This is a genomic window from Haloarcula halophila, assembly GCF_029278565.1.
Taxonomy (GTDB): Archaea; Halobacteriota; Halobacteria; order Halobacteriales; family Haloarculaceae; genus Haloarcula; species Haloarcula halophila.
On sequence record NZ_CP119560.1, the window covers coordinates 198,937 to 212,704 of the forward strand.

14 protein-coding genes are annotated in these 13,768 nt (G+C 66.4%); 11 read left to right on the top strand and 3 right to left on the bottom strand.

Annotated features, from left to right (window positions below; genetic code table 11):
• The first annotated feature begins 132 nt into the window (after positions 1-132).
• Entirely contained in the window at positions 133-900 is a 768-nt protein-coding gene (locus P0204_RS17005; protein WP_276223919.1) for an IclR family transcriptional regulator, read from the top strand.
• Here P0204_RS17005 and P0204_RS17010 read toward each other — a convergent pair.
• Positions 817-1,752 carry a UbiA prenyltransferase family protein gene (locus P0204_RS17010; RefSeq protein ID WP_276223921.1) on the bottom strand — a complete coding sequence of 312 codons (936 nt, stop codon included), beginning with the start codon at positions 1,750-1,752 and terminating at the stop codon, positions 817-819. The two genes, P0204_RS17005 and P0204_RS17010, sit on opposite strands and share 84 nt — an antisense overlap.
• Positions 1,753-1,860: 108 nt before the next feature.
• On the opposite strand from P0204_RS17010, the gene P0204_RS17015 reads away from it, so the two are divergent.
• On the top strand, positions 1,861-3,408 hold the full coding sequence (locus P0204_RS17015; RefSeq protein ID WP_276223923.1) for a class I adenylate-forming enzyme family protein: 1,548 nt from the start codon (positions 1,861-1,863) through the stop codon (positions 3,406-3,408).
• A gap of 1 nt (position 3,409) precedes the next feature.
• Here P0204_RS17015 and P0204_RS17020 read toward each other — a convergent pair whose 3' ends face one another.
• A complete protein-coding gene (locus P0204_RS17020; protein ID WP_276223924.1) occupies positions 3,410-4,819 on the bottom strand; it encodes an SLC13 family permease in 1,410 nt (469 codons plus the stop codon).
• A gap of 84 nt (positions 4,820-4,903) precedes the next feature.
• Here P0204_RS17020 and P0204_RS17025 point away from each other — a divergent pair, with 84 nt between their 5' ends.
• A complete protein-coding gene (locus P0204_RS17025; RefSeq protein WP_276223925.1) occupies positions 4,904-5,524 on the top strand; it encodes an MBL fold metallo-hydrolase in 621 nt (206 codons plus the stop codon).
• Between the two features lie 33 nt (positions 5,525-5,557).
• Here the strand turns inward: P0204_RS17025 and P0204_RS17030 are convergent, their stop codons facing one another.
• Positions 5,558-6,307: an ABC transporter ATP-binding protein gene (locus P0204_RS17030; RefSeq protein WP_276223926.1), complete on the bottom strand. Its 750-nt coding sequence runs from the start codon at positions 6,305-6,307 to the stop codon at positions 5,558-5,560.
• 92 nt (positions 6,308-6,399) lie between these two features.
• Between P0204_RS17030 and P0204_RS17035 the strand changes: the two genes are divergently transcribed.
• From P0204_RS17035 to P0204_RS17070, 8 genes are all read left to right on the top strand, one after another.
• A complete protein-coding gene (locus P0204_RS17035) occupies positions 6,400-7,776 on the top strand; it encodes a CoA-binding protein (protein ID WP_276223927.1) in 1,377 nt (458 codons plus the stop codon).
• Positions 7,769-8,515: an acetate--CoA ligase family protein gene (locus P0204_RS17040; protein ID WP_276223928.1), complete on the top strand. Its 747-nt coding sequence runs from the start codon at positions 7,769-7,771 to the stop codon at positions 8,513-8,515. The genes P0204_RS17035 and P0204_RS17040 overlap by 8 nt, the downstream gene beginning before the upstream one ends.
• Positions 8,512-8,913: an acyl-CoA thioesterase gene (locus P0204_RS17045; RefSeq protein WP_276223929.1), complete on the top strand. Its 402-nt coding sequence runs from the start codon at positions 8,512-8,514 to the stop codon at positions 8,911-8,913. Before P0204_RS17040 ends, P0204_RS17045 begins: the two co-directional genes overlap by 4 nt.
• A gap of 69 nt (positions 8,914-8,982) precedes the next feature.
• Positions 8,983-9,153, top strand: coding sequence for a hypothetical protein (locus P0204_RS17050; protein ID WP_276223930.1), 171 nt, complete (start codon positions 8,983-8,985; stop codon positions 9,151-9,153).
• Positions 9,154-9,307: 154 nt separating this feature from the next.
• Positions 9,308-10,408, top strand: a complete 1,101-nt coding sequence (locus P0204_RS17055) for a cupin domain-containing protein (RefSeq protein ID WP_276223931.1) — start codon at positions 9,308-9,310, stop codon at positions 10,406-10,408.
• 115 nt (positions 10,409-10,523) lie between these two features.
• Entirely contained in the window at positions 10,524-11,768 is a 1,245-nt protein-coding gene (locus P0204_RS17060; protein WP_276223932.1) for an amino acid ABC transporter substrate-binding protein, read from the top strand.
• 3 nt (positions 11,769-11,771) lie between these two features.
• Positions 11,772-12,653 (top strand): branched-chain amino acid ABC transporter permease, encoded by an 882-nt coding sequence (locus P0204_RS17065; RefSeq protein WP_276223933.1) that lies wholly within the window; start codon positions 11,772-11,774, stop codon positions 12,651-12,653.
• The gene (locus tag P0204_RS17070) at positions 12,650-13,729 is read left to right on the top strand and encodes a branched-chain amino acid ABC transporter permease (RefSeq protein WP_276223934.1); all 1,080 of its coding nucleotides are present in this window, start codon (positions 12,650-12,652) and stop codon (positions 13,727-13,729) included. The genes P0204_RS17065 and P0204_RS17070 overlap by 4 nt, the downstream gene beginning before the upstream one ends.
• The last annotated feature ends 39 nt before the right edge of the window (positions 13,730-13,768 follow it).

The window sequence follows — 13,768 nt, forward strand, 5'->3', positions numbered from 1 at the left end:
ACGGCTGTTATCCAGTTGACGCCGACTCCGTGGATTGGCGGTTCGATAGTATCGAACAGCTTTTCGAAGGGCTGTCGACGGCTCCTCGACCGGTCAGTAATGCTTAATTGTGACGTATCCGTAGCTGTGGGTATGGAACAGCCCCCGAAAACCGGGCGCGGGATAAAATCGGACGAAACGCTGTTCGCTCTCATCGAATCACTCAGGGAGCTAGACGGGGCGGGCGTGACTGAACTGGCCGAACGCCTCGATGTCGCAAAGAGCACTATCCACGGTCATCTGACGACGATGCGCGAGCACGGCTTCGTGGTGAAACACGGGACGGACTACCATCTCGGGCTGGGGTTTTTCGACTACGGACAGTACGTCAGAGGCCAGCAGAGCATCTTCCGGTCCGGGATGCAAGCAGTCGACGAACTGGAGGAGGCAACCGGGGAGATGGCGTGGCTCATCACCCACGAGAACGGGAAGGCCATGTACCTCTACGGCCGTGGCGGTCAGAACGACATCGACATCAACACGATCCTCGGCACGTGGGCGTACATGCACTGCAACTCCGGCGGGAAGGCGATCCTCGCGCACCTGCCCGAGGAACAGATCCACGCTATCGTCGACGAGCACGGGCTACCGGCCCGGACCGAGAACACGATCACCACGCGGGAGGCCCTGTTCGACGAACTCGCACAGATCCGCGACCAGGGGTACGCGCTGAACCTCAGCGAGGATCTGAAGGGTGTCCACGCGATCGGGATCCCGCTGACGTTCGAGGGGGAGATACAGGGTGCCCTGAGCATCGCAGGGCCGGCTCACCGGCTTTCACGGGCACGCTGCGAGGGTGAGGTACTCGATCAACTCCGGGCCGCGACCGACGAGATCGAACTGAACCTGGCGTACCGCTGAGAGCGGGGCCACCTTGGTCACCACTGTCCACCCGGCACACGCACCGTCACAGCGAGCGGCAACCAGCGTGCCAACGAACACGTAGCTCAGGCCCATCTGGACTCGCACGGCCGATCGAGCCGGGACGAGCAGCGTGGCCACAGCACACCCGCCCGCAGCGACTGCGGCGACGGCGGCCATCGGCGGGAGGACGCCCACCCAGACGACGCCGCCCACCGACAGCGCCGCGGTAGCGAAGCTCCCGACCGCGACCGCCTGAGCACCTGTCGCCCCTGCGATGACGGGGACGGTCCGTTTCTCGATCGTACGGTCGAAGGCGGCGTCGAGCCGGTCGATGCCGACCTTGATCCCCGCCAACAGCACCGCTGTGCTCGCGGCCACCGCGACGACGCCGGCCGGCAGTCGCCCGGTCTGTGTGGCGAACCCGCCGGCGAGCGTGATCGCGATACCGATCGGATAGTCGACCGTCACCGGGACCGGATGCCGGTCGAGGTACGGGGCGTGCAACAGCGCGAGACCGAGTAACACGAGGACTGACCCGCCGGCCAGGGCACCGGCGCTCATGGTCAGTGAGGCCGCCAGCAGGAGCGCTACGGCGGTCCCAGCCCCTGTCGCCCATCGATACGCCGATACCGACAGCGGCGGTTCCTCCTCGCCACGCACGTGGCCGTCGACGAGGCCGTCCCGCAGGTGGGCGACGAACAGCGCCGTTCCGACGGCGACGGCGTGCTGGACCCCGAGCCAGCCGCTCACGGTCGGTGCGAGCAGCGCGCCACAGACCGATGTCCCGACCACCGGCAGCATGAACGTGGGACGGACGTGTGCGGCAAGCCCGGCGAGGCGTCCTGCCATACCACGGATTACTCGATAGACTGCCATAAGCCACACTGTCCCGGTCACACCGGCGTAACCAGAACTATTAATACTGCAGTTAGTCTGGTATTCGGTACCGACACCACCATGCAACTCAGAGAGGCATTCGCCCGGTCAGTACGGTGTTACCCCGACGAGACGGCGATCATCACCGAGGCCGGGCGGTCGATTACTTATGCGACCCTCGACCAGCGGAGCACACGCCTGGCGAACGCACTCCAGCAGCGGGTCGGCGACGGGCGGTGTGCCGTGCTTGCCTTGAACGGACTTCCGGCCATCGAGTCGATGCTTGCCAACAACAAGCGAGGGGTGGGGACCGTACAGCTGTCCTACCGGGCGCCGCCGGCAGAACTGGAACGGATGGTCGAGACAGCGTCGGCGCGTGCGCTCGTCTTCGACGACGACAACGCCGAGACGGCGCTCGAACTGCTCGACCGCGATGGGTTCGAGGCCGCGATCCACGCCGGCGACCGGGAGATCGACCACGAGCTGGTCGAGTCCTACGAGGCCGTCGTTGCCGACGCTGACGCCGAGAGCGACCCGGCGCTCCCGGTCGGCGACGAATGTGGCATCCTCTATACGAGCGGGACGACTGACACGCCCAAAGCAGTCCCCTTCGACCAGGAACAGTTGTGGTACGGTGCCATCCAGGTCGTGATGGAACACGGGGTCGACGAGACGGACACGGCACTGTGTACGACACCGTGGTACCACATGGTGACCACCGACGCGTGGCTCTACCCCCACCTGGTCGCCGGTGCGACGATCGTCCTCCAGTCCTCGTTCGATCCGGCGGCGTCGCTGGGGCTCATCGAAGAGCACGACGTGACTGGCCTGCTCGCCGTCCCGACCCAACTGACGGCGCTCAACGACGTCCAGCGCGAGGCCGACTTCGATGTCGGGACGCTTGCGTACATCAGGACGGGTGGCTCCATCGTCACCGAGGACCTCGTCGAGGAGACGACCGAACAGTTGACCGATCAAGTCTACAACACCTACGGGATGACCGAGGCCGGCCCGGACCTCACCTTCGCCCACCCGAGCGCTCAGGACGACCATCCGGGTACCATCGGGAAGGAATCGTTCTCGTGGGAGATCCGTGTCGTCGAGACGGCACCCCTCGACGAGCATCCGGACCCGGAGGCGACGGTCAACGCCGGCCAGCGCGGCGAGATCATCGCTCGCGGCCCCGGGAAGTCCGAGGGCTACATCGACAACCCCGAGGCGGCCTCGAAGACGTACTTCGACGGCTGGCTCCGCACCCGAGACGTGGCGACCGTCGACGAGGACGGCTACCTCTACATCGTCGACCGAGTCGACAACATGATCGTCAGCGGCGGTGAGAACGTCTATCCCGCCGAAGTGGAGACTGTCCTCGAAAGCCACCCGGAGGTCGAGGAGGTCTGTGTCTTCGGCCTCGACGACGAACAGTGGGGCCAGGTCGTCACCGCGGTCGTCGTCACCGACAGCGACCTCACGGCCGAGCAACTGGACGACTACTGCCTCGAAACGGAGTCGCTGGCCGACTTCAAACGCCCCCGGGAGTACGCCGTGACCAGCGACCCCCTCGCGCGGTCGGACACCGGGACCGTCCTCCGGAACCGACTCGTCGAGGACCACTTCCCCGACCGGTAGCTCAGAAAAACAGCGCGAACAGCCCGATCTGGATCGGCACCAGCAGGAGCAGCGTCGCCAGCGAGCAGACGCTGGCCATCTTCGTCAGTTCCATCGAGTCGACGACGTCGAGGCCCAGAATCGCCACCAGCACCGCCGACTGGTACGGGAAGAAGTAGGCGTTCAGCGCGACGGCCTCGATCATCGCCACGGGGACGAGGGGAACTCCGGCGCTACTCGCGAACGAGACCAACACCGGGGTGAGCACGCTTGCGACAGCCAGCCCTTCCATCACGAGTGTCAGCGCCAGCGCCGCTACGACGACGACCGCGAGCACCAGCGGCAGGGACGGGTCCGCCGGGAGCGTCGACAACAGTCGGTTCGCCGCGAGGTCGGTAAAGGCCGTCTGTCGGAGCCCCTCGGCGATGGCGAAGATCGCGCCGAGGAAAAAGAGGATCGAGAAGTCGGCGTCGCCGACGGCGTCGGCGCCGACGACGCCGATCCGTGGCGCGAACGCGAGCAGCGTCACCACGACCGCGCCGAACAGCGGATGCAGACCGTGGAGGAAGTCCGTCGCCCAGATTGCCACCCCGAGCAGGAGAAAGCCCAGCATCCGCCGTTCCCGTGGCGTCGTCGAGACGCTCCCGCCGCGGTCCGGCGCGCTCACGCCGTCACGGTCCCGCGGGCGGTACAGGAGGTACGTGATACCGACGATGAGTGCGACCCGACCGATCCCCATCACCGGCCCGAGCCACAGCGTCCACTCGGTCCAGGTGATCGCCGGGCCGCCGCCCGACTCGACGAGGCCGGTGACGATGATGTTCGCCAGCGAGCCCGTGAGGATCCCCGACGCGCCGTAGAACGTCGCGAACAGCGGACCGAGGAAGATGCCGATCTTCGCTCGCCGCTCCTCGAACCGCTCCCCCAGCGACTGGAGGATCGGTGCGAGGATGAGCACCCGGACGAGCGACGACGGGATCAACACCGCGAGCGCGAGGCTCCCGAACGAGAGAACGACTAACAGGTACCGGTAGGCCGCGACGGCGTCGGTCGCGACACCCGCGGGCATCCGGGACAACGCCAACCGTTCGACGAGGTCGGCCAGTCCGCTCTGTCGGGCGGCCTCGCCGATGAGGATGCCCACGACGACGAGCCACGTCGCCGGCGATTGGAACCCCGTCAGCGCGAGTTCGGTCGAGAACGTGATGCCGATGAGGCCGATGCCGATCAGGGCAGTGAACCACGGTTTGACCGGGGCGCCGACCCACAGCGCGATACAGAACAGCGTGATACCGAGCATCCGGGCCGCGTCGGGAGCCAGCGGGGCAAACCGGAGGACGGCACCCGCTGCGAACAGTCCGGCCGGGACGGAGAGCCAGGCCGGGTCGACACCTCGGAGGACGGCTGTTGGACTCACAGTTCGGTCCGACATTCTCAGTACCGAGTGACACAGTGTGAACCACTATCAGCGTACCGGTCCCGAAAGAGGCTTGCTGCTGTCGACCCACGCTCCGGTATGGCCACCGAGATCGCCCCGGACGTGTACGACATCACGGTCAAGACTGCCCCGGACGCCCGCTGGCGCGTCCACCTCTTCGACGGGGAGACGCCGACGCTCGTCGATACCGGGTTCGAGGACACGGTCGATGTCCTCGCCGACGAACTCGACGACCTGGACATCCGTCCGGAACGCGTGATCGTCACCCACGGCGATCCCGACCACGTCGGCGGACTCGCCGGGATCGTCGACCGCTACGGCGCCGAATCGTGGGTTCCCGACGGTGTCGAGACCGAGGTTTCGGTCGACCATCGGTACGGCGACGGCGACACGGTCGGCCCGTTTACCGCCGTCCACGTGCCCGGCCACACGGCCGACCACCACGCGCTCGTCGACGAAGCACGCGGGATCGCAGTGCTGGGCGACGCCGTGTTCGGGTCGGACGCACGTGGGCTCCCCGCGGGGTATTTCGTCCTCCCGACGGCCTTCTTCTCGGCCGACGTGGCCGCCGCCGACGAGCACCTCGAACGGCTGCTGGACTACGAGTTCGAGGTGGGACTTGTCTACCACGGGTCGAGCGTCACCGACGGCGCGAGCCGGAAACTCGCCTCGTTCGTCGATTTCGCCGGAAAACCGTAACTGCGGCCGTCTGCGTCGTCCGTGCCGGACCGGTCAGTCGCCGGCGACGGCGTTCGAGAGGTCCTCGTTCGCGTTCTCGCCGAGGTACGCCTCGATGACTTCGTCGTCGTTCTGGATCTGGTCGGGCGTCCCCTCGGCGATGAGCCGGCCGTTGTTCAACACCATGACCCGCTCGCTGACACTCATCAGCGCCCGCATCACGTGGTCGATGAGGAAGACGGTCTTGCCCTCGTCCTTGATGTCGCCGATGAGGTCGATGATGTCTTCGGTCTCCTCGGGGTCGAGCCCGCCGGCGACTTCGTCGAAGAGGACGAGTTCCGGGTCGGTCGCCAGCACCCGGGCGATCTCCAAGCGTTTGAGCTGCCCGACGCTCAGCTCGTCGGGTTCGCTGTACTGCAACTCCGCGAGATCGACGAACTCCAGCATCTCCTTGGCACGCCCCCGAACGTCGTCGAACTCGCGGCCACCGAACTCGGCGCCGACCGCGACGTTCTCCAGCAGCGTCATGCTCTCGAACGGGCGGACGATCTGGTGTGTCTTCGCGAGCCCGCGGTGACAGATCTCGTGTGGTGCCTTGCCGGTGATCTCCTCATCGTCGAAGAACACCTGCCCCTCGGTGGGTTCGTGGACGCCGGTGACGGTCCGAAACAGCGTGGACTTCCCGGCCCCGTTCGGCCCGATGAGCCCGATAGCCTCGCCGCGGTCGACGGAGAACGAGACGTCGTCGATGGCGACGACGCCGCCGAACTTCTTTGTCAGATGCTGCCCTTCGAGTAGCGTCATTGCCAGTTGGTACCTTATCCACTCAAATAAACCTACCCCTGTCACGTCCTGGCGGGGAAAACGATTTGAGGGTGTTGCGATAACTACCGGCTGTGACTCTGCAACAGATGTTCGATCCAGCCGCCGTGGCCGTCGTCGGGGCCTCCGCGACCGAGGGCAAGATCGGCTACGAGGCGATGGCCAACGCGGTCGAGTTCGACGGCCCGGTGTACCCGGTCAACCCGTCCGGGGAGGGGAGGCTATTCGGCGAGGCCTTCGTCGACTCGGTGACCGACATCGAGGACGACGTCGACCTCGCGCTCTGCTGTGTGCCCGGCGCGGCGACCCCGGAGGTCATCGAGGAGTGCGGGGCGGCCGGCATCGGCGCGGCGGTCATCTACGCCGGCGGCTTCGCCGAGGCCGGCGAGGAGGGCGAGCGGTTACAGGAGGCGGTCGTCGCCGCGGCAGACCGCCACGACGTCTCGCTGTTGGGGCCGAACACGAGCGGGTTCGTCGTCCCCGAACGGGACCTGCTGTGTTCCTTCGCCAGCGGGGCCGAGAAGCTCCCGGCGGGAAACACCGCCGTCATCGCACAGAGCGGCGGCGTCGCTCACGCGCTCGCGTTCCAGTCCCGACGCCAGGGACGGGGCGTCTCCGCGATGGTCGGCCTCGGAAACCGCGCGAACGTCGGCTTCACCGAGACTATCGACTACTTCGACGGCGACGACCGGACCGACGCTATCGTCCTCCACGTCGAGGGGACCGACGACGGGCGTGGTCTGCTGGAAGCCTGCCGGGCCAGCGAGACGCCGGTCGTCGCCTACAAGGTGGGTCAGTCGGACGTGGGAGCCTTCGCCGAGTCCCACACGGGGGCACTCACGGGCGACCACGAACTGTACACCGCCGGCTTCGCCCAGTACGGCGTGCCGACGGTCGACGCGACCGACGATCTGCTCGACGCGGCCGCGGCGCTCGCCGACTCGCCGGCACCGGCCGGCCCGAACGTCGGCGTCGTCACCGCACAGGCCGGTCCGGGTATCATCATCAGCGACCGCATCCAGCGCGGCGGTGGCCGGCTTCCCGAACTGAGTTCCGAGACCCAACAGCGGGTCGACGAGATCCTGACGGGGGTCACCTACACCGGGAACCCGGTCGACACCGGGAGGCCGATGCCGGCGTTCGGCGACGTCGTCACGGCCGTCGCCGAGGACGACGGCGTCGACATCGTGTTGGTCTACGAGCTGTACGAACAGGCGATGGGGTTCCCCGTCGAGGCGCTTTCCGGCCTCGCCGAGCGCGTCGGCAAGCCGATCCTGTTCTCTACCGACGGCATCGAGGAGGACATGGCCGACGATCTGTCCGCGCTTGCCGACGCCGGTGTCCCGGTGTTCGAGACGCCGGAGCGGGCCGCAGACGCCGCGGCGGTCCTGGCCCGCTACGCCGGGATGGCTGGCCCCGCTGCGGGACAGGAGGTGGTCGCCGATGACTGACGACCCCATCGCGGCCGCCCGTGCGGACGACCGGCACACGCTGACGGAGGCCGAAGGGAAACGGCTGCTCGCGGGCGCTGGCATCGAGACACCGCCCTTCGCGGTGTGTGAGACCGCCGAAGAAGCCGTCGAGGCGGCCGAGGAGATCGGCTATCCCGTCGTCCTGAAGGTGTCCTCGCCGTCGGTCACCCACAAGAGCGAGTGGGGCGGGGGCGCGGGCGTCACGGTCGGCGTCACGTCCGCCGAGGGCGTCCGAACTGCCGTTGAACGCATCTTCGAGACGGCTACCGAGCAGGACATCGACGCGGATGTCCTCGTCGAGGCGGCGATGGATGTCGACGCCGGAACGGAGGTCATCGTCGGTGGCCTGCGTGATCCCTCGTTCGGTCCGGTCGTGCTCACGGGACTTGGCGGCGTCTTCACCGAGGTCTTCGAGGACACGAGCCACCGGATCGCCCCGATCGACCACGCCGAGGCACGGGCGGCCATCGAGGAACTCCAGGCAGCGGAACTGTTAGCGGGATATCGGGGGAGCGAACCGGCAGATATCGAGGCCCTCGCCGAGGTCGTGGCGACGGTCGGCGACCTCGTGACCGACAACCCGATCGCGGAACTCGACGTCAACCCCGTGCTCGTCTCGGCGGACGGGGCCATTGCGCTCGACGCGCTCGTGGTCCTCGACTCGGACTCCGCCGTGGACCGCGAAGGTGGAACCGCGGCCGCGGAGGTGGACCGATGAGCTACGACCGCGTCTGGACGGTCCGGTTCTCCGATACGGACCCGTTCGGTATCGCCCACTACCCGCGTATTGTCGACGCACTTCACGAGACTTCGGACATGTTCATGGAGGAGATCGGCTATCCGTTCTGGGAGATCTCACAGGACCACGGCTTCGGCCTGCCGCTGGTCGAGATCGACTTCGAGTTCGAATCCCCCGTCGAGGCCGGCGACGACGTGACGATCGCCCTGACGCCCGAGGTCGGAACCCGGAGCGTCCGCTTCGACTACACGGCGACGTGTGGCGGGAGCGTCGCGTTCGAGGGGTACGAACAGCGGGTGTGTGCCGAACACGGTGGCGGCGGTGCCATCGAGGTTCCGGCCGATCTCCGGGACGCAATGGTGCCCTACGAGGAGTGACTCGTGCGGACGAAAGTATGGTTTGGAGGTAGCGAAGCGTTTTTATCGATTCCGAAACGACGTATCGACATGGCTGAATTCGAGAACCCCTACGCCGAGGAAGACCCGTTCGTCGAAGCGCACTTCGACTGTCTGGACTGTGGCGGGAAACTCTGGGAGTACGCGATCCAACGACAGATGGTCTGTGAGGACTGCCGGTCGGTGTTCGCCGCTGCCGATGTCTTCGAGGTCCAGGCATAGCGCCAGCGCGCCGATACGGAACACAGCCGGTGTCTGTAGAGGATGATCAGGAGTAGCTGTACGACTGAACTCCCGTTTTATGCCATCTCACGGCTGCTCAGTGGTGTTTGTCCAGTAGACTTATGATGATCGTGTGGTAACGTGTTTGTACAGTATGGCACAGACAGAGCCCGACGATCAGGAGCTAGAGGAGCAACTGGAGCTGAGTTCCGGGACGCGAGACATCCTCGAACGGAACAACCTCCGGCCGCTGTGGGAGGTCGAGGACGACTTCGGCAACACTATCGACGATCTGGAGGCGGACATCTGGAAGTGGGAGGACATCCAGGCCGCCATCGACGGTGTCGAGGCCGACGTTCCCATCGCGGACCTGCCACCGGGGTTCCAGCGCCGGGTGGCGGTCCCGATCAACGCCTCCTTCGGGAACGCTATCTCGAACACGATCTACGTCGGCGTCCAGACCGTCTCGCCCGGTGAGACGGCGCCCTCGCACCGACACGGTGCGAACGCGCTCCGGTTCTCTATCGACGGCAGCGAGGACATGAAGACCGTCGTCGCGGGCGAGGAGTTCCCGATGGAGGACAACGACCTCATCACCACACCCCAGTGGGAGTGGCACGACCACGTCAACGACTCCGACGAGACGGCGGCCTGGCTCGACGTGCTCGACCTCCCGCTGGTGCTGGACTCGATGAACGCCCGGAACACCTTCGAGAACCACGAACTCGAACGACAGCCGGTCACCAAGACACAGGGGTACTGGGAGTCCCAATACGGCCGTGGTCGCCCGGAGGAATCGACCACCGACGACGGCATCCCCGGCCCCTTCGAGGGGATCCGGGAGGCGACGCCGCCGTACCGCTTCAAATGGTCCGAGATGGTCCAGTCGCTGCGCCAGCGGGCCGACAACGACGAACCCGACCCCTACGACGGCTACAGCCTCTCGTATGTCAACCCCGCCACCGGGTCGCCGCCGCTGTTCCCGACGATGTCGTTCCGTGCACAACTGCTCCAGGAGGCGACCGACGCCCACTTCCACAACACGACGGAGGTCTACTTCGTCGTCGACGGCGAGGGCGCGACCCACGTCGACGGCGAGGCCCTGGAGTGGTCCGAGCGTGACATCTTCGTCGTCCCGCCGGACGCCACCCACCACCACGAACCGGACGGCGAGGAGGCCATCCTGCTGGGGATGTCCGACCGACCGGTGTTCGAGGCCATGAACTTCTACGCCGAGGCCAGTCCCTCGTCGTAGCAGCGCCGTCGACCGACTGGGTCGTCCCAGCCGCTCGTCCGACTGGGTCGGTGTGGCGTCACCCCCGCAATAACGGGTATCTTTATAATCGATCATCTACATCAGCCTATACGGTATGGTAAACGACGATAGTCCAGTCTCACGTCGGTCGTATCTCAAAGGAACTGCCGGTGCTGCTGCGGTCGCCAGCCTCGCAGGGTGTGCGTTCAGCGGTGGCGGCGGTGGCGGCGACGACACGCTGACGATCGCCGGCACGGTTCCCGAGACGGGATCGTTCTCGTCGCTCGGACAGGACCTCAGGCGCGGGTACGAACTCGGCCAGGCACGGATGAGCGAGCAACTCGACCGCGACGTGGAGCTCATCCTCCAGGACGACGAGAGCGACGCCCAGACGCTCCGACAGAACCTCCAGCAGATAACCAGCAACAACGACGTCGACATGATCTGGGGGAGTTTCTCTAGTCTGTTAGTCACCGCCGGAAGTGCCTTCGCGGAGAACCAGAACCTCCCGTTCCTGGGCATCGCCTTTGCCTACGAGGAGCCACACCGCAACGACAACTACGAGTGGACGTACGCCCCGTTCCCGAAGTCCCGCGACGTCGCCCGGTCGACACTCGGGACGCTTGAACTCATCCCCGAGAGCGAGCGACCGACTAACGTCGGTATCTGGGAGCCCAACTCCGGGTGGGGCAGGGAACAGGCCGAATACTGGGAGAACCGGCTGGGCGAGGAAGGGTACGATATCGTGCTGCGCGAGACGTTCGAGATCGGCTCTCAGGACTTCTCGACGCTGATCAGCCAGTCGCAGAACGCCGAGGTCGAAGTGTTGCTGTCGAACCCGACCCCGCCGGGCGGTATCACGGCCGTCAACCAGATGCAGTCGAACAACTGGTCGCCACAGATGCTCAAGTTCGTCCGCGGGGCCGACCCCTCGGCGTGGTGGTCGGCGCTGGGTGAGGCCGGTGCCTACGCGCTGATGTGTCCGGGGTGGGTCCCCGGGCTGACGGGCAACGGCAACCAGCGCCTCCGCGAGGCCTACACGAGCGAGTACGAGACCGAGAGCGAGTTCATGCCGGTCAACGTCGGCGGGTCGTACAACCTCACGCAGGTCGCGCTCCAGGCCGTCCAGGCCGCGGGCTCCACCGAAGCCGAGGCCATCAGGGACGCCCTCCGCAGCGAGACGTTCCAGACGGTCATCGGCGAGTTCGGCTTCGAGGACAACGGCCTCCCGGCCGAGGGCGATTTGACGGCGCCGACCGGGCAGTGGTGGGACGGCGCACAGCGGCTGGCCTACCCGAACACCGACTCCGACCGGTCGCTCGACTTCAGATACCCGATCCCGCCGTGGGGCGAGCGCTGAGCGATGGTCGCAGGCGAACTCGTCTCTCAGTCGATCGTCAACGGCATCCTCCTGGGCGGCATCTACGCCGTCGCAGCCCTCGGGCTGTCGCTCGTGTTCGGTATCATGGACATCGTGAACCTCGCGCACGGCCACATGCTGATGGTCGGTGCCTACGTCGCGATCCTCGTGTTCGCCGCGACGGGTATCACACCGCTGGTCGGGATGTTCCTGGCGATGGGACTACTGTTCGTCTTCGGGATCGTCCTCCAGAAGGTGCTGTTGAAACACGTCGTCGGCGAGGGGATCGAACAGCCGATCATCGTGCTGTTCGGGCTCGCGTTGATCCTGCAGAACATCGGCCAGCTCGTGCTTGGCGGTGACGCCCGGACGGCGGACCTCGGCATCCCCGGCGACGGGATCGACCTCGGGTTCGCCTTCCTGTCGCTGCCCCGGACGGTCACGTTCGTCGTCGCCGTCGTGCTCATCGGCGCGACGTGGGCGTTCCTGCAGTACACCAAGACGGGCCAGGCGATCCGGGCGACCGCACAGAACCGGAAAGCCGCCCGCTATATGGGGATCGACACCGACCGCATCTACGTCATCACCCTCGCCGTCGGGACGGCGCTGGCTGGCGCGGCCGGGGCACTCCTCTCGATGCTGTTCCCGATCAATCCCTTCGTCGGCTGGTCGTACCTGCTGAAGGCCTTCGCCGTCGTCGTGTTGGGCGGGGTCGGGAGCATCCTCGGGACGCTGGTCGGCGGCGTCATCCTGGGGGTCTCCGAGAACCTCGGCGCACTCTATCTCGGCGGCGGGTACCGCAACGTCGTGAGCCTGCTCATCTTCCTCGGCGTGTTGTTGCTCAAGCCCGAGGGGCTGTTCGGTAGCGGAGGTGGCGGGGAGTGAGTTTCCTCGAACGCCACCCCGAGGAACCGCTCGTCGCGAACCGGCGGCTCCAGGCCGTGCTCGGCGTCGTCGTGCTGGCGCTGCTCGTGGTCCCGTTCGTGACGACCGACGCGCTGACCGGTCTCGTGCTCACGGGACTGGTGTTCGTGATGTTGGGCGTCTCCTGGAACCTGCTCGCGGGATACGCGGGACAGATCTCGCTGGGTCACGCTGCCTTCTTCGGCATGGGTGCGTTCGTCGCCGCGTGGCTGACCACGCCCTCGGCGGCGGGCTTTCCCGCGTCGATACAGCTCCCGATACTAGTCGCGGTGGTCCTGGGCGGTCTGGCGGCCGCACTGATCGCGCTGGTGATCGGGCCGGTCATCTTCCGGCTCAGCGGCCACTACTTCGCCATCGGGACGCTCGCGCTGGCTGCGGTCATCGAGCTGGTGATGCTGGACCAGCGGTCGCTCACCGGGGGCTCGACGGGCTACTACGTCCAGGGCGATCTCGGCCTCAATGAGTTCGTCAGCCACGGGGACGTGATGTTCCTCCTGACGCTCGTCGCGACGATCGTCACGATCGCCGTAACCTACCGGATCGTCCGTGGCGCGGGCGGACTGGGAATGAAGGCGATCCACGACGACGAGGAGGCCGCGAGCAGCCTCGGGGTCAACCCCCTGAAGTACAAGATGTACGCCTTCGTCGTCTCCTCGTTCTTCGCTGGGCTGGCGGGGGGACTGTACGGCCACTACACGCTGTACATCAACCCCGAATCGACGCTGGCGGTCACCTGGACGATCGACTCGCTGGTCATCGTCATCCTGGGCGGGATGGGGACGTTCGCCGGCCCGGTCCTCGGTGCGGCGCTGTTCCTCCTGCTCGATACCGGTCTGGCCGCGATCGTCGGGAGCGTCGCGACGACCATCGAGGGCGCGCTCATCATCCTGTTCATCATCTACCTCCCGCAGGGGCTGTACGGCCTCGCGGAGGACTACTTCATCACCGACGTCGGGAAGAGCGGTGGGGCACAGGCTCCCAAGTCCACCGACGCGACACCGGAGACGGACCCGGACATCGCCGCCGACGAGGACTGAGCGCCCCGTTTCGATTCCGTTCTGGAGAAAGCGGCTCGA

Coding starts and splice junctions, on each gene's coding strand:
- P0204_RS17005 (WP_276223919.1), top strand. CDS start 133: ATGGAACAGCCCCCGAAAACCGGGCGCGGGATAAAATCGGACGAAACG.
- P0204_RS17010 (WP_276223921.1), bottom strand. CDS start 1,752: ATGGCAGGACGCCTCGCCGGGCTTGCCGCACACGTCCGTCCCACGTTC.
- P0204_RS17015 (WP_276223923.1), top strand. CDS start 1,861: ATGCAACTCAGAGAGGCATTCGCCCGGTCAGTACGGTGTTACCCCGAC.
- P0204_RS17020 (WP_276223924.1), bottom strand. CDS start 4,819: ATGTCGGACCGAACTGTGAGTCCAACAGCCGTCCTCCGAGGTGTCGAC.
- P0204_RS17025 (WP_276223925.1), top strand. CDS start 4,904: ATGGCCACCGAGATCGCCCCGGACGTGTACGACATCACGGTCAAGACT.
- P0204_RS17030 (WP_276223926.1), bottom strand. CDS start 6,307: ATGACGCTACTCGAAGGGCAGCATCTGACAAAGAAGTTCGGCGGCGTC.
- P0204_RS17040 (WP_276223928.1), top strand. CDS start 7,769: ATGACTGACGACCCCATCGCGGCCGCCCGTGCGGACGACCGGCACACG.
- P0204_RS17045 (WP_276223929.1), top strand. CDS start 8,512: ATGAGCTACGACCGCGTCTGGACGGTCCGGTTCTCCGATACGGACCCG.
- P0204_RS17050 (WP_276223930.1), top strand. CDS start 8,983: ATGGCTGAATTCGAGAACCCCTACGCCGAGGAAGACCCGTTCGTCGAA.
- P0204_RS17055 (WP_276223931.1), top strand. CDS start 9,308: ATGGCACAGACAGAGCCCGACGATCAGGAGCTAGAGGAGCAACTGGAG.
- P0204_RS17060 (WP_276223932.1), top strand. CDS start 10,524: ATGGTAAACGACGATAGTCCAGTCTCACGTCGGTCGTATCTCAAAGGA.
- P0204_RS17065 (WP_276223933.1), top strand. CDS start 11,772: ATGGTCGCAGGCGAACTCGTCTCTCAGTCGATCGTCAACGGCATCCTC.